Genomic DNA, 19,427 nt, shown 5'->3' on the forward strand with positions numbered 1-19,427 from the left:
CACTTCCTCGGGCCCTTCGTTCGCCCGGGCCATACCCGGCGCAACCGACAGGGCCACCCCCAGACCCAGGCACGCTGCCAGCACTGTCTTACCCCTCACGCCCCTACGCCGCTCCTCTGTCGCGCAGGGGCGGGCATGGCGGGTTTAAATTTTTCGCGCAATCTTGAAACGCAAAACTGTTTCTGATCCGTTTTTAATATGGAAACCGGATCATTGAGCGGCGCGGATGATGATTCCCGCGGAGGTTGAAATGCAACCGCGCACCGAGAGCTTCAGATGGGGGGTGTCGCCGGGGTCGATCGGCAGGGGCCAGATCCCCTGACCGGCAAAGGGCGGCAGGTCCACGAAACGGTCGAGCAAGCCGCTCCCTGGCTCGTAGTCCATCGGCAGCGGCGCGTGCCCGGCCGCCTCCAGGCGCCGCATCAGCGTCTCCAGGTGGCGGCGCCGGAATAGTACGGTCTTGCCCTTCTCCACCCCCGGCCCGTCGTCGAGCAGGTTGAACTCCGTGGTATGCACGGCCACGCCCCCGGGCTTCAGGCAGCGCATGGCCCGCAGCACGAAGTCCAGCCCGGCCTCCACCGTACCCAGATGCTCGAAGGAGCAGACGGACCAGACGAAGTCGAACTCGCCCCGCATCAGCTCGGCCGGGATATGGGCCATGTCCACCGGCCGGAACGCCACGCGCGCCTCGAAATCCTCGCGCCCGATCAGATGCGGGTGGAACAGGTGCTCCCGCGCCGACATGTGCTGCGCGGTCCGGATCCATTCCCGCGCGCGCGGGTCGCCCGCCGGCAGGTCGGTGGCCAGCACCTCCACCCCGTCGGCGGCGAAGATGCAGGGCAGCAGTTCCTCCCCCACCGCGAAGCCCAGGCCGCGCCGCCCCGGCGCCAGCATCCCGGCCTCCCAGAGTGCCTGGGGCACGAAGCAGTCCTCCCAGACCTTCCGGTGATAGAGGGGCGCGATGTGCTGCCGGGCGCACCAGTGGTGCAGCCAGGGCGCCTCGACGTCAGCCTGGCGGCAGAGGCGCCCGGTCAGCCCGGCAGGCCGGGGCTCGCCCGGCGCCGCCATGCCATAGCCGGCCAGCCCCGCCTCATAGGCCCGGCGCGCCAGCAGGGAGCCCAGGATCTTGGTGTTCCAGGCAGCCAGCGCGGCCTCGCGCCGGCGCACCCGCCCCATCGACAACCAGCGAAACACCCGTGGCCCGCCCTCGCTCCGTCAGAAGAGCCTGTGTGCCCGTTTCGCGCAGGCCGGGAAAGTCTGCCCCTTCCTCCTCGCGCAGCGCGACTTGGCACCTGGAGGCGTCTTTTCCGTCATGGCGCTTGCCTCCCCGCCGCGGTGCGCGGCCATGGCGCTTTTGGCCATGGCAGGCAGAGGGGCCTGGCAGGGCCGGGGCACCGCCCCGGCCGCCTTGCCTCCGCAGGACGCCGTCCGGGGATCAGCGGCTCGGATAGGTCCGGGGATAGGTGATCTGGTCCGGCGGGCCCGGCGCGCGGATGGGGCCGCTGCGGCCGCAGGCGGCGAGCGCCAGGGAGGCTGCGAGCAGGAGCAGGGCGGCCCGCATCATGCGAGCCGCGCCTTCCATTCCGCCGCCATGGCCGCGACATTGGCCGGGGCCGTGCCGCCATAGGAGGTGCGGGAGTTCACCGAGGCCTCGACGCTCAGCACGTCATAGACGCCCTGGTGGATGCGCGGCTCGGCGCTGCGCAGGTCTTCGAGCGAGAGCCCGGCGAGGTCCACGTCCTTCTGCTCCGCCAGGGCGACGAGGCGGCCGGTGACGTGGTGGGCGTCCCGGAAGGGCAGCTTCAGTTCCCGCACCAGCCAGTCGGCAAGGTCGGTGGCGGTGGAGAACCCCGCCCCGGCGGCCGCCTTCAGCCGCGCCATGTCCGGCCGCATGTCCCGCACCATGCCGGCGGTGGCGGCCAGCGACAGGGACAGCGAGGCGGCGGCGTCGAAGATGCCTTCCTTGTCCTCCTGCATGTCCTTGCCATAGGTCAGCGGCAGGCCCTTCATCACCGTCAGCAGCCCGACCAGCGCCCCGGTGATGCGGCCCGGCTTGGCCCGCACCAGCTCCGCCGCATCCGGGTTGCGCTTCTGCGGCATGATCGAGGAGCCGGTCGTATAGGCGTCGGTCAGGCGGACGAAGCCGAAATACGGGTTCGTCCAGATCACGAATTCCTCGGCCAGCCGCGAGAGATGCACGGCGCAGATGGCGCAAGCCGAGAGGAACTCCAGCGCATAGTCGCGCGAGGCCACCGAATCCAGGCTGTTGCGGGTCGGCCCGTCGAAGCCCAGCGCCGCCGCCGTCATGTGCCGGTCGATCGGGAAGCCGGTGCCGCAGAGCGCGGCGGCGCCGAGCGGGCTTTCGTTCATCCGGGCGCGGCAGTCGGCGAGGCGCGAGCGGTCGCGCGACAGCATCTCGACATAGGCCAGCAGGTGGTGCCCCAGCGTGGTGGGCTGCGCCGGCTGCAAATGGGTGAAGCCCGGCATCACCGTGGCGGCGTGCTCCGAGGCCCGTTCCACCAGCGCCCGCATCGTGTCGGCGATCTGCGCATCGAGTCCGTCGATGGCGTCGCGGGTCCAGAGCCGGACATCCAGCGCCACCTGGTCGTTGCGCGACCGGGCCGTATGCAGGCGCTTGCCGGCCTCGCCGATGCGCTCGGTCAGGCGGGCCTCCACATTCATGTGGATGTCCTCCAGCGCCTCGGAGAAGGGGAACTCGCCGCGCTCGATCTCCCCGGCGATGGCCTCCAGCCCGTCGCGGATGCTAGTCTCGTCCTCCGGGGAGATGATTCCCACATGGGCGAGCATGGCGGCATGGGCGAGGCTGCCGCGGATGTCCTGGCGCCACATCTCCCGGTCGAAGCCGATCGAGGCGTTGATGGCCTGCATGACCGCCGAGGGCCCGCCCGCATAGCGGCCGCCCCACTGACTGTTGCTGTTGCTGGACACGAGTGGAGGACTTCCCGTGCTGAGGATCGGACGCCGCCAAGCCCTTTTCGCCACGCTGACGGCCGGGACCTCGGCAGGGGCAGTGTTGAGCATGGCCCTCCCGCCCCGTCCAGCCTCCGCGCAAGGATCGGCCCTGTTGGGCCAGCTGGTCGAGGGGCCGCCCCGGGCGCTGCCGGAGCTTTCCTTCACCGATGAGGAGGGCACGCGGAAGAGCGTGGCCGATTTCGCCGGCAAGGGGCTGGTGGTGAATTTCTGGGCCACCTGGTGCGCCCCCTGCGTGGAGGAGATGCCCTCCCTCGACCGCCTCCAGGAGTTGGTGGAGCGGGAAGGCATCCTGGTCCTGCCGCTGTCCTCCGACCGGGGCGGCGCGTCCCAGGTGCGCGGCTTCTATGCCCGGACGCGGGTGAGGAACCTGGATATCTGGCTGGACCCGCAGGGGGCCGCCGGGCGGGCGCTCGGCGTGCGCGGGCTGCCGACCACGCTGGTGCTGGACCGGCAGGGGCGGGAGGTGGCCCGGCTGGAAGGCTCCGCCGACTGGAGCGCGCCGGAGAAGCTGGAAGCCATACGCCGCCTGCTCGCCGCCCCGGCACCGGAACGCCCCACTTCCACGTGAGGCACCCTCCGCCCCGGCATCCCGGCGGGCGGGCGAACGTCTTCATGACGACAACCACGCAAGGAGAAGGCGAGGCGATGGCCGAACCCGAGGTGAAGGTCGAGGGCGACAGCGAGGCCGCCGTGGCCCTGGTCCTGTTGCAGCTCATCATGAAATCGGAGCCGGACCCGTCGCGCTGCGACCGGGACTGGATCCTGTCCACCTATGCCGACTGCCTCGCCGTCGTGAACGGGGCGGAGGTCGAATACGAGGACGAGGAAGAGGACGGGGAGGAGGAAGCCAGGGAGGGCTGAGCCCTCCCGGCGCCCGCGGGGATCAGCCGGAACCGTGCGGCGGTGGAGAGGCCCCCGGAATCAGCGGAAGCGCGCCGGGGAGAAAGGCGCGACCGGGATCTCCGGCGCTCGTCCGGCCACCATCTGCGCCACCAGCCGCCCGGTGCGCGGCCCGGCCACCAGCCCGACATGGCCATGGCCGAAGGCATGGATCACATCCGGCGAGCGGCGCGAGGGGCCGAGGCAGGGCATGCCGTCCGGCGTCGAGGGGCGGTGGCCCATCCAGACCTCCACCCGCTCCGCCGGCAGGTCGCGCGGCAGGCCGGGAAAGGATTTCAGCAGGTGATCGCGCAGGATCTCCGCGCGCCGCCAGTCGGGGGCGGCGTCCAGCCCCGCGATCTCCACCTGCCCGGCGCAGCGCAGCCCGCCGCGCGTCAGGGTGATGGCCATCTTGCCGTCCGAGGGCATGAGCGGATGGCGTGGCGACACCTCCGGATCGCGCAGCACGGCGTGGTAGCCGCGCTCCGTTTCCAGCGGCACGTAATCCCCCACCGCCGCGGCGAGGCGCCGGGAACGCGCGCCCGCGCTGATCACCGCCGCGTCGCAGGCGATCTCGCCCGCCGGCGTGCCCACCGCGGTCAGCCGTTCGCCATCGATGCGGAAGCCCGTGGCGCAGGTTCGCAGCAGTGCCGCGCCCTGCGCCTGGGCCTGCGCCACCAGCGCCGCCACCAGCCCGCCGGGGTCGGTGCAGTGCCCGCCCTCCTCGACCAGCACGCCGAAGCCGTAGCGGTGCGACAGCTCGGGCTCGCGCTGGTGCAGTTCCTCCGCCGAGAGCTCGACCCACCGGATGCCGACCTGCCGCCGGATGCGCCAGCCCATCGCCTCGGCCTCGAACTCGGCCCGCGACGGGTAGATGTAGATGTCGCCGCGCTGCTGCACGAGGCCGCCGACCCCGGATTCCTCCGCCAGCCGCCGGTGCAGCGCCGGCGCGTCATGCAGCAGCGGCGCCATCGCCCGCGCCACGCGCAGCACGCGCTCCTCCGTCCAGCCCGCCGCCAGGTAGCGCGCCAGCCAGGGCGCCACCTTCGGGAAGTACTTCCAGCGGATCGCCAGCGGCCCCAGCGGGTCGCGCAGATAGCCCGGCACCTTGCGCCACACCCCCGGCCCGGCCGGCGGGATCACCGACTGCACCGAGAGCCAGCAGCCGTTGCCGTAGCTCGCCGCCTGTGGCCCGCCCGGATCGCCCGGCTCCAGGATCGTCACGCGGTGCCCGTCGCGCAGCAGCTCCAGCGCCGAGGCCGCGCCCACGATCCCCGCCCCGATCACCACGACATGTCGACTCATCGGTCTCGCACTTCCATCCGTCGCTCTCTCGGGGGAAGGCTCCGCCTTCCCCCGGACCTTCCACTCGTGGCGCTTCCCGCCGCCGGCGGTTGCGGGCACCACACGGCGCCATGCCCGATCAATCGTCCTTCACCGGACCACCCGCGTCAGAGCGGCGCCCCTTCCGGCATGTCGCGCCCGACCGAGAGCGCCCGCGGGTCGAGGAAGCAGTGGATCACCGCCGGCAGGCCGGAGGCCAGGGCACGCTCGAAGGCCGGGGCGAATTCCGCCGTGCTGCGCACCGTCTCGCCATGGCCGCCGAAGGCGCGGGCATAGGCGGCGAAGTCCGGGTTCCGCAGCTTCGTCGCGGAAACGCGGCCGGGATACTCGCGCTCCTGATGCATGCGGATGGTGCCGTACATGCCGTTGTCCACCACCACGGTGATGCTGGCGATGCCGTGCTGCACGGCGGTCGCGATCTCCTGGCCCGTCATCAGGAAGTCGCCGTCGCCCGCGATGCAGAGCGCGATCGCATCGGGCCGCACGCGCTTGGCCATGATCGCCGCCGGCACGCCATAGCCCATGGAGCCGGAGGTGGGCGCGAGCTGCGTGCCGAGCCGCGAGAAGCGGTAGTGCCGGTGCATCCAGCCGGCGAAGTTGCCGGCGCCGTTGCACAGCGCGCTGTCGCCCGGCAGGCGCTCGCGCAGCCAGGCCATCACCTCGCCGTACTGGAAGTCGCCCGGGAGCCGGCGCGGCGTTTCCGACCAGGCGAGGTAGTCGGCATGGCCCTGGCGCGCATCCTCCGCCCAGGGGATGGAGGCGGGCGGCGCGAGATCGCCCAGCGCGGCGCAGAAGGCACGCGGGCCGGACTGGACGGCGAGCGTGGGCACATAAACGCGGCCGAGCTCCTCCGCGCCCGGATGCACATGCACGAGCGCCTGCCTCGGCACGGGAATGTCGAGCAGCGTGTAGGAAGAGGACGGCATCTCCGACATCCGCCCGCCCAGCAGCAGGATCAGGTCGGCCTCCTTCACCCGCGCCGCCAGCTTCGGCGAGGGACCGATGCCGAGATCGCCCACATAGAACGGATGGTCCCAGCGCATCCGGTCGGCGCGGCGGAAGGAGGTGCAGGTGGCGAGGCTCCAGCGCCCGGCGAAGTCGCCATAGGCGTCCACCGCCGCCTGGTCCCAGCCGGTGCCGCCCAGGATGGCCAGCGGCCGCTTCGCCGCGCGCAGCATCCCGCCCAGCCGCTCCATGTCGGCGGGCAGCGGCGCGGCCTGGGCCGGCTCCACGCGCGGCGCGTCGGGCACGTCGGCCGTCTCGACCAGCATGTCCTCTGGCAGGGCGATGACCACCGGGCCGGGGCGGCCCTGCATCGCCACGCGGAAGGCGCGGGACACGATCTCCGGCACGCGGTCGGGCGTGTCGATCTCGGTCGCCCATTTGCACATGGTGCCGAAGACGGCGCGGTAGTCGAGCTCCTGGAAGGCCTCGCGCTCCCGCATCTCGCGTGCGATCTGGCCGACGAACAGGATCATCGGCGTCGAATCCTGCATGGCGATGTGCACGCCGCAGGAGGCGTTGGTGGCACCCGGCCCGCGCGTCACGAAGCAGATGCCGGGCCGCCCCGTCATCTTGCCGCAGGCCTCGGCCATGATCGCCGCACCGCCTTCCTGGCGGCAGGTGATCACGTCGATGCTGGCACCGTGCAGCGCGTCCAGCACGGCGAGGTAGCTTTCGCCCGGCACGCAGGTGACATGCTCCACGCCCTGGGCCACGAGCTGGTCGACGAGGATCTGTCCTCCGGTCCGCGCGCTCATTTCCGGTTCTCCCGCTGGATACGGCGGCAATGTTCGAGCGCCGCCTCGATCAGGTTGTCGCTGGCCTCCGGCGTGCGGAAGGCGGAATGGGCCGAAAGGGTCACGTTCGGCAGCTTCGTCAGGGGATGGTTGGGCGGCAGCGGCTCGACGGCGAAGACATCGAGCCCGGCATGGGCGAGCTTGCCCGAGCCCAGCGCGTCCATCATCGCGTTCTCGTCCACCACGGCGCCGCGCGCGGTGTTGACCAGGATGGCGCCGTCGCGCATCGCGGCGATCCGCTCGCGCGACAGGAAGCCGCGCGTGCCGTCGTTCAGCAGCAGATGCACGGAAAGCACGTGGCTCTCGGCCAGCAGCCGCTCCAGCGGCACGAACTCCACCCCCTCGCCGTCGCGCGGCGTGCGGTTCCAGGCGATCACCTTCATGCCGATGCCGCGTGCCAGCCGCGCCATCTCCGCCCCGATGCCGCCATAGCCCAGCAGGCCCAGCGTCTTGCCGGTGAGCTGCATGCCCTCCATCCGCAGCCACTGGCCGCCGCGCATGGCGCCGTCCATCGCCGCCAGGCTCTTGGCGGCCGCCCACATCAGGGCGAAGGCCATCTCGGCCACGGCGGTGTCGCCATAGCCCTTGATGATGTGCACGGAGATTCCGCGCGCCGCCTCCAGTTCCTCCGGATTCATGTAGGACCGGGCCCCGGTGCCGAGGAAGACGACATGCCTCAGCCCCTTGCACTTCAGGGCGATATCGGTCGGCAGGTGCGTGTGGTCGATGATGGCGACCTCCGCATCGCCCAGCACGGCCGGAATCCGGTCCGGCGTCACATCCACGTCGCGATGGATGCGCAGATCCACCCCGCCACCGGCATTCAGCCGCTCCGCCACATCCGCCAGCGCGTCGCTGGCATCCACGAAGACCGCACGCATCCTCAACCTCCTGCTTCCTCGGCGAGCGGCAGCGGTCCGGCCCGTGCCATTCCTTCCGCCCCCATCACATGCGCCGCCAGGGCATTGCCGGTGTAGATCTCGGCATAGCCCGCCTTGATGACCTCGGTGATCTGGTCGAGCCGACGGCCGATATGCCGGCGCAGCAGCGCCTCCGCCGCCTCGCCTTCCCCGCCCGCCAGCAGGCGCAGGATCTCCAGGTGCTCGCCCTGCGTGCCGCCGCGCCGGTTCTGCATGTCGATCCAGCGCACGAAGCGGATGCGCTCGTTCAGTCCGCGCAGCGCCCGCACCAGCTCCCCGTTGCCGGAAAGCGCGGCCAGCCGCTCGTGGAACTCCTCGTCCAGCGAAAGCAGCCGCAGCGCCTGGGCATCGTCCTCCGGCTCGTCGCGGCTGCGCCGGGCGAAATCCCGCAGCGCCTCCAGCGCCTCCGGCGTGGCGCGCTCCGCCGACAGGCGCAGCGCCCCGGCCTCCAGCACGGCGCGGTATTCGTACAGCCGCAGCACCTGCGCCGCGTCCAGCGGACGGACATGGTAGCCGCGGTTGGCCGTGGCCAGCAGGAAGCCTTCCGAGGCCAGGCGGTTCAGCGCCTCCCGCAGCGGCGTGCGGCTGACACCGAAGCGGCGCGCCAGCTCGACCTCGTTGATCCGCTCGCCCGGGCGCAGGTGATAGGCGGCCACCATCGCCTTCAGCCGCTCGTGAAGGCGGTCGGCCGACCGCTGGATGGCGGTGGAAAGCGTCACGGGCCAGGCGGTCCTGAGGGTGTGTCTGTCTGCATCCAGAAGTGAATACATTTACGGACCACCTGACAAGCCCTTCCTGGCGGCCCAGGATCGGCACATCCCGACCCGCCGCCCGACAGGCGGCTCCTCCGCGACCGATGACAAGGGCCCCGCCATGCCTCCATCCCCCCGCCCCTCCCCACAGCCGGACCACGCGAAGGGGCACCCGGCATGAGGGAGCCACACTACTTCGAGGATTTCGCGGATGGGCAGGTCTTCCGCTCGGGGCCCTACCGGATGGAGCGGGACGCCATCATCGCCTTCGCCCGGGAATTCGACCCGCAGCCGCAGCACCTGGGCGAGGAGGAAGCGGCCCGCAGCCAGTTCGGACAACTCGTGGCCAGCGGCTGGCACACCGCCGCCGTCTCGATGCGGCTGTTCATCCAGGACGCCCTGCCGCCCATCGCCAGGGGCGGCCAGGGGCTGGGACTGGAGAACCTGGTCTGGGTGCGCCCGGTGAAGCCCGGCGACGAGCTGCATGTGGAGGTGGAGGTGCTGTCGATGCGCCCCTCACGCTCCCGCCCCGACCAGGGCATCCTGAAGGCCCGCATCATCACGAAGAACCAGGCGGAGGAAGTGGTCCAATCCACCGTCACCTCGGCCCTGGTCCCGCGCCGCGCGGCTGGCTGATCCGGGCGGCTCCCCTTGGCAGCCGGTCCGCGCTTCACGGTCCTGACGTTGCGCCGCCCCGGGGGGAGAGGCGCCGCCTTTCCCCCGGCCCCACTCCGTCAGGACGCTGCGGGCCCTGGCTCCCTTTCGCTGGCTCACCTTGATGCCGGATCGCGCCGGAAGGCTGCCGCTACCGACCCTGGTCCCGCAGGATGGCATCGAGGCGCGGATAGACGCGGCGGGCGTTCAGCTCGAAGACCTTGTGCTTGTCCGCCGCCGGGATGGGCAGCGCGTCGATGTAGCGCTTCGTGTCGTCGAAGTAGTGGCCGGTTTCCGGATCGATCCCGCGCACCGCCCCGACCATTTCCGACCCGAACAGGATGTTGTCGATGTCGATCACCCGGAACAGCAGGTCGATACCCGGCTGGTGATAGACGCAGGTGTCGAAGAACACGTTCCGCATCACGTGCTCGGCCAGCGGCGGGCGCTTCAGCATGTCGGCCAGCCCGCGGTAGCGGCCCCAGTGATAGGGCACCGCGCCGCCGCCATGCGGGATGACGAAGCGCAGCGCCGGGAAGTCCCGGAACAGGTCGCCCTCCAGGAACTGCATGAAGGCGGTGGTGTCGGCGTTGATGTAGTGGGCGCCGGTCGCGTGGAAGTTGCAGTTGCAGGAGCCGGAGACGTGGATCATCGCCGGCACGTCCAGCTCGACCATCTTCTCGAAGAACGGATACCAGGCCCGGTCGGTGAGCGGTGGCCCGGCCCAGTGCCCGCCCGACGGGTCCGGGTTCAGGTTGCAGCCGATGAAGCCCAGCTCCGTCACGCAGCGCTCCAGCTCCGCGATGGAATGGGTGATCGACACACCCGGCGACTGCGGCAACTGGCAGACGCCCACGAAGTGCTGCGGAAAGAGGTCCACCACGCGCTTGATCAGGTCGTTGCAGCGCCGCGTCCAGGCCTGGCTCACCGCTTCGTCGCCGACATGGTGTGCCATGGTGGAGGCGCGCGGGCTGAAGATCGTCAGGTCGGCGCCGCGTTCGCGCAGCAGGCGCAACTGGTTCTTCTCCACCGTCTCGCGGATCTCGTCGTCGGAAATATCGGGATAGGCGGGATCGACATCGCCCCCGGCCTTGAAGGCCGCTGTCTGCGCCTCGCGCCAGCGGTCATGGGCGGCCGGCGCCGTGGTGTAGTGGCCATGGCAGTCGATGATCATGCGCGGTCCTCCCGGAACCCCTGCTTCGTTTCGGCGGCGCCAAAGGCCCGGTCCGCCACGGAAGGCGTGGTTCCTCCCCATGGCCGCGTCCCGCACCGGGCTGTCGCGGAACTTCTACAGGAGGCCAGGGAGGGCCGTGCTATCGGTTTTCCCGGCGTTCCTATCACCGGACGGCATAGCAGCCGTCTGCGGGTTGATCCCTGGGAACAGGTGGAGAGGCGGGGCTCCCGAAAAGAAGAAAGACACCTTGTCCACGCTGGCGGCACCAGCAGCCCGCCGGAGAGCCATGCTCTCCGGCGTGATCCGGCGTCAGCGGGCGCCAACCCATCGGGTCCAGGGCCCGCAGGGTCCTGGCGGATAGGGGGTCCGGGGGAAAGGCAGCGCCTTTCCCCCGGGACGGCGCGACGTCAAAGCCGCGAAGTGCGCCCCCCGCCGGTCAGATCGGGCAGACGCCGCTGGCGCACTGGAGATGCGCCCAGTCCACCGCCTCGCGCACCGCACTGTCGTCGATGCCCTCGACAATGGCGGCGAAGCGTCCGGCGGAGATCTCCTCCTCCGGCAGGTACTCGTAGCCGAGCTCGGAGTCGGGGCGGCTGGGCAGGACGGAGCAGCAGCGCACCGAGGGCTGGTGCTCCCGCACCATGGCGCGGAAGGCGTCGAGGTCGTGCTGGTCGGTATAGACCTTCAGCGTATAGCTGACCTGGTTGCCCTGGTCGCGGCCGATCCAGTGGCGCTCCAGCAGGCGGAGATACTGGTACTGCTCCTCCGGCGTCGCTTCGGGTGCGGTGACCAGCCCGTCCTCCAGACCCAGGCGCTGCAACAGCGGCACGGTGGGGAAGCCGACGATGGTCATGCCGGGGAAGGAGCGCAGCGCCCGCAGCGGGTAGCCGCGCGCCTCGTAATCCGCCAGCAGCGGGTCGGAGCCGGGCAGCCACTCGCCGGTGGCCTCGTCGCGCGTGCCCTTGAACTGCACCCAGCGGAGATACTGGCGCCGCGCCGGCAGGTGCGCGCCCTCGGTCAGGGCGAAGAGCTTGCTGGTGGTGCCCGCCGGCTTGACCGTGGTGACGGTGACCGGCCGCGCCATGCCGAGCTCGGCGGCATAGGCATTGGCCTCCTCCTTGGCGATGGCGGAAAGCCGGTCCAGCATCGCCCAGAAACCGGCGGAACGGGTCTCGTCCAGCATCTCGCGGAAGCCCAGGCCGAAGCGCATCCAGGCCCATTCGTGCAGGCCGGTGGGGCCGATGCCGATGCGGTTGGTCCGGGCGACCTCCTCGCCATAGAGCGCGTCCATCCGGTTGGCGCGGATCAGGAAGCGCACGCCGAGACGCACGGAATCCTCCACCCGCCGGTCCCATTCCCCGGCGATCTCCTCCGGCGCCGCGCCGGGGGTGACGTCGTCGAGGCTGACGGGGCAGGCCAGCAGCGGCGCGAAATCGGCGATGACGCAATAGCCGCCCGTGACGTGCAGGGTGATCTCGCCGCAGGGATTGGTGGTGACCGGGAAGCGCGCGGTGGAGGCGCGGCGCGCCGTCTCGGCCAGCAGCCCCTCGGCCTCCGTCACCTGGTAGCGGTCGGAGCGGAAGTCGCGCCCATCCTCGAAGACCGGCTTGTCCCAGGCGGCGCCGGTGCGGTGGTCCTCCAGCAGGTCGCCGTTGATGAAGCCGGGCTCGCCGTTCACGAAGGCGCAGCGCGTCACCTCGTCGAAGACCGTGCGGGCATGGCGGGTCAGCGGGTCGGCCGCGTCGCCCTCCCGGACGCGCTGCCAGAACTCGCGGTCCACCATGACGGAGTTGTTGGCGGTCCAGAGCCCGCCTTCCGACTTGGCGCGCACGAAGCGCAGGATGCCCGGGTCGCGCCAGGACTTGGTGGCCATGCGCGCGGCGCGGCGGGCACCGCCCACCTGCACCTCCACGGACAGGTGGTGGTCCACCAGCAGCGCCTGCTCCCAGGGTTGCAGCGCCTCGCCCTGCGGGTCCCGCGCCCGGGCGGGCTCGATCACATGGCGGCGGATGTTGATCAGCCCGCGCAGCAGCGAGATCGGCCCCGAGGCCGGGCGCCCCTGCATGCCGCGGATCGGCGCCCCGGCGGGGCGGACATCGGAGAGGTCGAGCAGCAGGGTCTTCCCCCGCTCGCCACGGAAGGCCATGGCCTCCAGCACCTCGACCGCCTTGGCCCAGCCCTCGCGGCTGTCGGCCACGCGGTGGACCACGGCGCCCGCCGGAATGGCGGCGAGGTCGCTCACCAGCTCCGCATCGAGGAAGGCGCGCACCGCCGCCTCCGCCGCCGCGTCGAAGCCGGCATCGTCCGTGCCCCAGGGCAGCAGCCCCATCTCCACCCCGAAGCGGCGCAGCGTGTCGCGGGTGGCGGGGAAGTCCGGATGCTCGGGCGAAAGATGCAGCCGCAGATCGGGGGCGCTGGCCCAGTCCACCACCGCCAGCTCGTCGTCATAGGCACGCCCGACGCCGGAGCCGTTCAGCAGCAGGTAGAACTCGGCGAAGGAGGTGATCGCCGTGGCGCAGTTGGTGAAGACCTCCATGTTGCGCTTCGGCTGCTCGGCATCACCGTGCTGGAGGTGGCGGCCGGAGGTCAGCAGCGCCCCGGTGGCGATGGCGTTGCGCAGCGCCTCGCGCTCGCCCGGGGCGGTGGGCGCCAGGGCGGTGTTGCCAGCGGAAACGCGCTCGGCCACTCGGCCGAAGTCCTCGGCGTCCTCCGGGCGGAAGACGGTGCGGCGGCCCACGGCCAAGCCCATCCCGGCATCCAGACGGCGGCCGGGCACGGGATGCGTGCCGAAGCCCGCCCCCACCGAAACCTGCGCCGGGACGCCGCCGGGTTGTTTCCGCACAGCATCCGGCCGGGCCGCCACCCCGCCATGGCGGGGGGCGAATCCAGGGGCGAGAGTCTGCGCGTAGCCGTCCATCAGCAACCTCGGTCAGGAAAATCAGGGGCCTGCCCGGGGCGCGTCGGATTCGGCGCCTCGGGCTCAGTGACCATATATATGGCTATCAGACCCTCGGTTTCACACAATATCTGGTGGAGGAGCTTACGCATCCGAATCAGGACTGGGGCATTTCCGCCACGGATCAGGCGCTTGGGCGGCCCTGTTGAGAAGCCGCCCCGGGATTCACGCTATGGCGAGCGGTGCAGGCTTACCGCAGCCCTGATTCCGGCGGCCGGGCGGGCCGGGCCAGGCCGGTTCTGGCCGTCACGGCGTCATACCGCAACCGCCGGATGCGGGCCATCGCCTCACTTCTGGCGTGAGCCTCCCGCGCGCCTCGCCCTTCCGGCAACCGGCTCCTCCCCGGAGGCGTTGAGCGGCCATGGAATGAACCGCCGGAATTCCGCCCCGAGGCCCTCGGCACGGGGACGGTTCGTTCCGTTCCGACGCCATAAGCGAACGAAGCCGGAGGGCTTGGCATTGAGTGAGACCGCGACCGAGGCCCCCGCCGGGGCCAGACCCGGCCATGAGGCACGCGACGTGACCCTGAGGGTCAACGGCCAGGACCACACCGTGCCGCTGGCACCCTGGACGACCCTGCTGGATGCCCTGCGCGACCATATCGGCCTGACGGGCACCAAGAAGGGCTGCGACCAGGGCCAGTGCGGTGCCTGCACCGTTCTGGTGGACGGGGTGCGGGTGAATTCCTGCCTGACCCTGGCCGTGATGAAGGAAGGCTGCGAGATCCGCACCGTGGAGGGGCTGTCCAACGGCCACCTGCATCCGGTGCAGCAGGCCTTCATCGACCACGACGCCTTCCAGTGCGGCTACTGCACGCCCGGGCAGATCTGTTCCGCCGTCGGGTTGATCCGCGAGGGGCGGGCGAAGAACCCGGCCGAGATCCGCGAGCTGATGAGCGGCAACCTGTGCCGCTGCGGCGCCTATCCCAACATCGTGGCGGCGATCGAGCAGGCGCTGCAGGCCGGGGAGGAAGCGCAATGAACCGCTTCGACTACACTCGCGCCGCGGACGTCGCGGGCGCGGTCCGCAGCCACGCCGCCGGCGCGGCGAAATTCATCGCGGGCGGCACCAATCTCCTCGACCTGATGAAGGAGAATGTGGAGCGGCCGGATCATCTGGTGGATGTCACCCATCTGCCGCTGCGCGAGATCACGGAAACGCCGGAAGGCGGCCTGCGCCTGGGCGCCCTCGTGACCAATGCCCAGACCGCCTATGACAGCCGCGTCGCCGAACGCTACCCGCTGCTGAACCTGGCGATCCTGTCCGGCGCCTCGCCACAGCTCCGCAACATGGCCACGAACGGTGGCAACCTGCTGCAACGGACACGGTGCTACTATTTCTATGATACGGGCACGCCCTGCAACAAGCGCGTGCCCGGCAGCGGCTGTCCGGCCAGGACCGGCGTGAACCGCATCCATGCCATCCTCGGCGCCAGCGAGAGCTGCATCGCCACCCATCCCTCCGACATGTGCGTGGCACTCGCGGCGCTGGAGGCGGTGGTGCGCGTCACCGGCCCGCAGGGCGAACGCGAGATCCCCTTCGCCGGGTTCCACCGCCTGCCCGGCGATGCGCCGGAGCGCGACACGAATCTCGGTGCGGACGAGCTGATCACCGCGATCGACCTGCCACCGCAGGGCTTCACGGAACACCACACCTATCTCAAGCTCCGCGACCGCGCTTCCTATGCCTTCGCCCTGGTCAGCGTCGCCGTGGGGCTGGAGATGGAAGGCGACACGGTGAAGGAGGCGCGCATCGCCCTGGGCGGCGTGGCGCACAAGCCCTGGCGCCGGCCCGAGGCGGAGGCGCTGCTGCGCGGCAGGCCTGCCACGCTGGAAAGCTTCCTGCCCGCCGCCGAGGCGCTGATCGAGGGCGCGCGGGGCCACGGGCAGAACGATTTCAAGATTCCCATGGCGCGGCAGGCCATCCTGCGCGCCCTGTCCCAGGCGGCGGCCGGCACGCCGCAGCCCGTCGCCGACAAGCGGATCCAGTGAGGGGACACGTCCGATGAGCAGCAACACCCCCTATTTCGGTTCCCCGCAGAGCCGCGTGGACGGCAAGGCCAAGGTGACCGGCGAGGCGAAGTACGCCGCCGAGTTCACCGCCCCCGGCCTGCTGCACGGCGTCGTCGTGTCCAGCGGCATCGCCCGGGGCAAGATCGCCGTGATCGACACCGCGGCGGCGCTGGCCGTGCCTGGCGTGGTGCAGGTCTTCACCCATGAGAACCGGCCGCGCACCGCCTGGCGCAGCAAGAACTACCAGGATGACGTGGCGCCGCCGGGCTCGCCCTTCCGCGCCCTCTACGATGCCGAGATCCACTACAGCGGCCAGCCCGTGGCGCTGGTGGTGGCGGAGGATTTCTCCACCGCGCGCCATGCCGCCATGCTGGTGCAGGTGCGCTACGAGGAAGCGCCGCATGCCACGGATGTCGCCGCCGTGCGCGGCGCGGCCTATGTGCCGCCGAAGAAGCGTTCCGGCATCGCGCCCCCTCCCCCGCCGCGCGGCGATGCGGAGAAGGCCCTGGAGGCCGCCCCGCACAAGGTCGCGGGCGAGTACCGCATCGCCATCGAGCACCACAACCCGATGGAGCCCCATGCCACCACCGTGGTCTGGGAAGGCGACGGCAGGATCACCGTCCACGACAAGATCCAGGGCGCGCAGAACAGCCAGAAGTATGTCAGCAACGTCTTCGGACTGTCCGCCGACAAGGTGCGCGTGATCTCGCCCTTCGTGGGCGGCGCCTTCGGCTCGGGGCTGCGGCCGCAGTACCAGCTTTTCCTCGCCGTGATGGCGGCGCTGGAGCTGGAACGTTCGGTGCGCGTCGTGTTGTCGCGCGAGCAGATGTTCACCTTCGGCTACCGGCCCGACGTGCTGCAGGACGTCAGCATCGGCGCCGATGCGGATGGCGTCTTGCAGGCCATCCGGCACGAGGCGATCTCCGGCACCTCGCAGTTCGAGGACTACCAGGAGGTCGTGGTGAACTGGTCCGGCCTGCTCTACCACTGCGAGAACGTGGCGCTGGACTACAAGCTGGCGAAGATCGACACCTACACGCCCTGCGACATGCGCGCCCCGGGCGCACCAACCGGCCTCTTCGCCCTGGAATCCGCGCTGGATGAGCTGGCCTACGCGCTGAAGGCCGACCCGCTGGAGCTTCGCCTGCGGAACTATGCGGAAAAGGACGAGAACGAGGGCAAGCCCTTCACCTCCAAGGAATTGCGCGCCGCCTATCGCGAGGGCGCCGAGCGCTTTGGCTGGAGCAGGCGCAGCCCCGAGCCCCGCTCGATGCGTGAGGGGCGCGAGCTGATCGGCTGGGGCGTGGCCTCTGGCGTCTGGGAGGCGCAGATGATGAAGACCAGCGCCCGCGCCACCCTCACCGCCGATGGCAAGCTGGAAGTCGCCACCGCCACCGCCGATATCGGCACCGGCACCTATACCATCCTGACCCAGATCGGCGCCGACGCGCTGGGGCTGGGGATGGAGGATGTCACGGCGAAGATCGGCGACAGCTCCCTGCCCACCTCGCCCGTCGAGGGCGGCTCCTGGACCGCCGCCTCGGCCGGCTCCGCGGTGCTGGCGGCCTGCGACATGGTGCGCGCCCGCCTGCTCGGCGCCGCGCGCGGCCTGCCGGATTCCCCGCTCGCCGGCGCGGCGATGGAGGATGTCAGCTTCGCCAATGGCCGCATCGGCCTGAGCGCGGACCCGTTGCGCTCCCTGCCCATCACCGAGGTGATGCGCGCCGCCGGGCTGGACCGGATCGAGGAGGAGCAGACCGCCTCCCCCTCCAAGGAAATGCAGAAGACGTATTCCTCCTACACGCACTCCGCCGTCTTCGCGGAGGTGCGGGTGGACGAGGAGCTGGGCGTCATCCGCGTCACCCGCATCGTCGATGCCGTCGCCGCGGGGCGGATCATCAACCCCAAGACCGCACGCTCGCAGATCATCGGCGGCGTGGTCTGGGGCATGAGCATGGCGCTGACCGAGGAGTCGCTGCAGGACCACAATCTCGGCCGCTTCATGAACCACAATCTGGCCGAGTACCACGTGCCGGTGAACGCCGATGTCCACGACATCGACGTGATCTTCGTGCAGGAGGACAACGACAAGGGCAACCCGCTCGGCGTGAAGGGCCTGGGCGAGATCGGCATCTGCGGCACCGCCGCCGCCATCGCCAACGCCGTCTTCCATGCCACGGGCAAGCGCATCCGCAGCCTGCCGATCACCGTCGACAAGCTGCTGGGGGATGTCGCGGTTCCGGCGGAATAGGCCCCCGCCCGCAACCCAGGCGGGGTGGAGGCCATGTCTCCACCCCAGTCATGGAAGGCGGCCGCCTTCAGCTCCGCTGCACCCCCCAAGGGAAGGGCGAGGAACCCTCCACGAAGCCGGTGAGATCCTTGCGGAAGGCGGTGCGGACGGTGAACTGGCCGAGCGGCAGGGTGCCGGCTTCCTCCAGCGCGTGGCGGCCGAGCTCCAGGGCGACGCGGCGCTGGGCATCGGCATCCGAGGCGTAGAGCCATTCCTGCGTCAGGGCCTCGGCCCTGTCGCTCTTCCACCAGCCGAACCAGCCCTTCTCGCCCTGGCCCCGCAGCAGGGGCGAGGTCGCCGGGCTGCCATAGAGGTTGGAGCCGCCGGTGGTGTGGAACATGCTCCAGCCGCCCTTCTCCACCGGCTCGCGCGAGTTGCGGCGCTGGATGACGGTTCCCCAGTCGCTTTCGGCCAGCTCCACGTTCATCCCGGCGCGGCGCAGCGCATCCGCCGTCACCTGGCCGAGCGGGCCGATATCCGGGAAGTCGGTCGGGTTGATGATGACCAGCTTCTGCCCCGCATAGCCCGCCTCCTTCAGCGCCGCCTTGCAGGCATCGATGCTGCCCGGCATCAGGTCGGCTTGGTCCACGTAGTAGGGCGTGCGCTGCGGGTACAGGCTGCGCATCGTGTTCCAGGTGGACTGGTCGTCCCCCTGGGCGGCGCGCATGTAGTCCTCCTGCACCACCGACTTCAGCACCGCCTGGCGCAGCTTCACGTTGTCGAAGGGCGGCTGCAGGCAGTTCAGCCGCGCCAGCGCCATGCGGCCGGCCTTGTCCAGGATCTCCCGCCTGACGTCGCGGCTCTGGGCCAGCATCGGCTGCAGGTCGGCGAGCGGACGCTCCCACCAGTCGATCTCGCCCGCCAGCAGGGCCGCCGCGGCGGTCGAGGGATCGGTGATGATGTGCCACTCGATGCGCTGGAAATGCGCGATCTTGGCGCCGGCGGCGGCCGAGGGCGCCTCATGGCGCGGCACATAGCCGTCGAACTTCGTATAGACGGCGCGGGAGCCGGAATTGAACTCGGAGGCCACGAAGCGGTAGGGGCCGGAGCCCACCATCTCGGTGATCGCCGTGGCGCCGTCGGTCTTCGCCAGCCGTTCCGGCATGATGAAGGGCACGTTGGCCTCGGCCTTGCCCAGCGCCTCCAGCAGCGCCGGGAAGGGACGGTTCAGCCGGAGCTCGAAGTTCCGGTCGTCCACCACCTTCCATTCCTCGGTGATGCCGGTGATGAGCTGGCCGAAGGGATCGCGCGAGGCCCAGCGCTTCACGCTGGCGATGCAGTCGGCGGACCGCACCGGCGTGCCGTCATGGAACTTCAGCCCCTCCCGCAGGCGGAAGCGCCAGAGCCTGCCGCCATCGGCGACCTCGTGCCCCTCGGCCATCTGCGGCTGCACGCGGTTGTTCGCATCCACGGCGAAGAGCGTGTCGAAGATGTAGTAGCCGTGGTTCGAGGTGACCGTGGCGGTGGTCCAGATCGGGTCCAGCGCGCTCAGATTCGCCTGCGGCACGAAGCGCAGCGTGCTGGCCCGGCTGTTCTGCGCCAGGGCGGGCCCGGCGACGCCGCCGGCCAGGGCGGCGCCCCCCAGCCCGGCGGCGCCCTTGAGGAGGTTGCGGCGATTCATGGCGTGGCTCCCTGGCTGACGCGCGGGAGAGT

General features: G+C 70.7%; 16 protein-coding genes. 6 read left to right on the forward strand and 10 right to left on the reverse strand.

Annotated features, from left to right (window positions below):
- Nucleotides 1–210 precede the first annotated feature (210 nt).
- The 3 genes from BT98_RS0110570 to argH all read right to left on the reverse strand — a co-directional run bounded on the left by BT98_RS0110570 (nucleotide 211) and on the right by argH (nucleotide 2,949).
- A complete protein-coding gene (locus BT98_RS0110570; RefSeq protein WP_126281895.1) occupies nucleotides 211–1,194 on the reverse strand; it encodes an SAM-dependent methyltransferase in 984 nt (327 codons plus the stop codon).
- 241 nt (nucleotides 1,195–1,435) lie between these two features.
- Nucleotides 1,436–1,564, reverse strand: coding sequence for an LPS translocon maturation chaperone LptM (gene lptM, locus BT98_RS28040; protein ID WP_019460781.1), 129 nt, complete (start codon nucleotides 1,562–1,564; stop codon nucleotides 1,436–1,438).
- Nucleotides 1,561–2,949 (reverse strand): argininosuccinate lyase, encoded by a 1,389-nt coding sequence (argH, locus tag BT98_RS0110580; protein ID WP_019460780.1) that lies wholly within the window; start codon nucleotides 2,947–2,949, stop codon nucleotides 1,561–1,563. The genes lptM and argH overlap by 4 nt, the downstream gene beginning before the upstream one ends.
- A 136-nt stretch (nucleotides 2,950–3,085) precedes the next feature.
- Between argH and BT98_RS24005 the strand changes: the two genes are divergently transcribed.
- Entirely contained in the window at nucleotides 3,086–3,562 is a 477-nt protein-coding gene (locus tag BT98_RS24005; protein WP_019460779.1) for a TlpA family protein disulfide reductase, read from the forward strand.
- A gap of 77 nt (nucleotides 3,563–3,639) precedes the next feature.
- Nucleotides 3,640–3,855: a hypothetical protein gene (locus BT98_RS0110590; RefSeq protein ID WP_019460778.1), complete on the forward strand. Its 216-nt coding sequence runs from the start codon at nucleotides 3,640–3,642 to the stop codon at nucleotides 3,853–3,855.
- A 60-nt stretch (nucleotides 3,856–3,915) separates the two neighbouring features.
- On the opposite strand, the gene BT98_RS0110595 is transcribed toward BT98_RS0110590, so the two are convergent.
- The 4 genes from BT98_RS0110595 to BT98_RS0110610 form a co-directional block, all read right to left on the reverse strand.
- Nucleotides 3,916–5,178 carry an NAD(P)/FAD-dependent oxidoreductase gene (locus BT98_RS0110595; RefSeq protein WP_026033122.1) on the reverse strand — a complete coding sequence of 421 codons (1,263 nt, stop codon included), beginning with the start codon at nucleotides 5,176–5,178 and terminating at the stop codon, nucleotides 3,916–3,918.
- A gap of 146 nt (nucleotides 5,179–5,324) precedes the next feature.
- Nucleotides 5,325–6,977 carry a thiamine pyrophosphate-binding protein gene (locus BT98_RS0110600; RefSeq protein WP_019460776.1) on the reverse strand — a complete coding sequence of 551 codons (1,653 nt, stop codon included), beginning with the start codon at nucleotides 6,975–6,977 and terminating at the stop codon, nucleotides 5,325–5,327.
- Nucleotides 6,974–7,897 carry an NAD(P)-dependent oxidoreductase gene (locus tag BT98_RS0110605; RefSeq protein ID WP_019460775.1) on the reverse strand — a complete coding sequence of 308 codons (924 nt, stop codon included), beginning with the start codon at nucleotides 7,895–7,897 and terminating at the stop codon, nucleotides 6,974–6,976. Before BT98_RS0110605 ends, BT98_RS0110600 begins: the two co-directional genes overlap by 4 nt.
- Before the next feature lie 2 nt (nucleotides 7,898–7,899).
- Nucleotides 7,900–8,655 carry a GntR family transcriptional regulator gene (locus BT98_RS0110610; protein WP_019460774.1) on the reverse strand — a complete coding sequence of 252 codons (756 nt, stop codon included), beginning with the start codon at nucleotides 8,653–8,655 and terminating at the stop codon, nucleotides 7,900–7,902.
- 210 nt (nucleotides 8,656–8,865) lie between these two features.
- Between BT98_RS0110610 and BT98_RS0110615 the strand changes: the two genes are divergently transcribed.
- Nucleotides 8,866–9,324: a MaoC family dehydratase gene (locus tag BT98_RS0110615; RefSeq protein WP_019460773.1), complete on the forward strand. Its 459-nt coding sequence runs from the start codon at nucleotides 8,866–8,868 to the stop codon at nucleotides 9,322–9,324.
- Nucleotides 9,325–9,493: 169 nt separating this feature from the next.
- Here the strand turns inward: BT98_RS0110615 and BT98_RS0110620 are convergent, their stop codons facing one another.
- Together BT98_RS0110620 and BT98_RS0110625 are read right to left on the reverse strand one after the other, a co-directional pair.
- Nucleotides 9,494–10,516, reverse strand: a complete 1,023-nt coding sequence (locus BT98_RS0110620) for an amidohydrolase family protein (RefSeq protein WP_019460772.1) — start codon at nucleotides 10,514–10,516, stop codon at nucleotides 9,494–9,496.
- A gap of 436 nt (nucleotides 10,517–10,952) precedes the next feature.
- Nucleotides 10,953–13,433 (reverse strand): recombinase, encoded by a 2,481-nt coding sequence (locus tag BT98_RS0110625; RefSeq protein ID WP_115359209.1) that lies wholly within the window; start codon nucleotides 13,431–13,433, stop codon nucleotides 10,953–10,955.
- Between the two features lie 558 nt (nucleotides 13,434–13,991).
- Between BT98_RS0110625 and BT98_RS0110630 the strand changes: the two genes are divergently transcribed.
- From BT98_RS0110630 to BT98_RS0110640, 3 genes are read left to right on the forward strand one after another with little or no spacing between them, the layout of a single operon-like run.
- Complete coding sequence (locus BT98_RS0110630; RefSeq protein ID WP_019460770.1) at nucleotides 13,992–14,453, forward strand: (2Fe-2S)-binding protein; 462 nt, start codon at nucleotides 13,992–13,994, stop codon at nucleotides 14,451–14,453.
- Nucleotides 14,450–15,463 (forward strand): FAD binding domain-containing protein, encoded by a 1,014-nt coding sequence (locus tag BT98_RS0110635; RefSeq protein WP_019460769.1) that lies wholly within the window; start codon nucleotides 14,450–14,452, stop codon nucleotides 15,461–15,463. Before BT98_RS0110630 ends, BT98_RS0110635 begins: the two co-directional genes overlap by 4 nt.
- Before the next feature lie 13 nt (nucleotides 15,464–15,476).
- Nucleotides 15,477–17,735, forward strand: a complete 2,259-nt coding sequence (locus BT98_RS0110640; RefSeq protein ID WP_019460768.1) for a xanthine dehydrogenase family protein molybdopterin-binding subunit — start codon at nucleotides 15,477–15,479, stop codon at nucleotides 17,733–17,735.
- A 67-nt stretch (nucleotides 17,736–17,802) separates the two neighbouring features.
- Here the strand turns inward: BT98_RS0110640 and BT98_RS0110645 are convergent, their stop codons facing one another.
- On the reverse strand, nucleotides 17,803–19,395 hold the full coding sequence (locus BT98_RS0110645) for an ABC transporter substrate-binding protein (protein WP_019460767.1): 1,593 nt from the start codon (nucleotides 19,393–19,395) through the stop codon (nucleotides 17,803–17,805).
- Between the last annotated feature and the right edge of the window lie 32 nt (nucleotides 19,396–19,427).

Source organism: Roseomonas mucosa ATCC BAA-692, assembly GCF_000622225.1.
Taxonomy (GTDB): Bacteria; Pseudomonadota; Alphaproteobacteria; order Acetobacterales; family Acetobacteraceae; genus Roseomonas; species Roseomonas mucosa.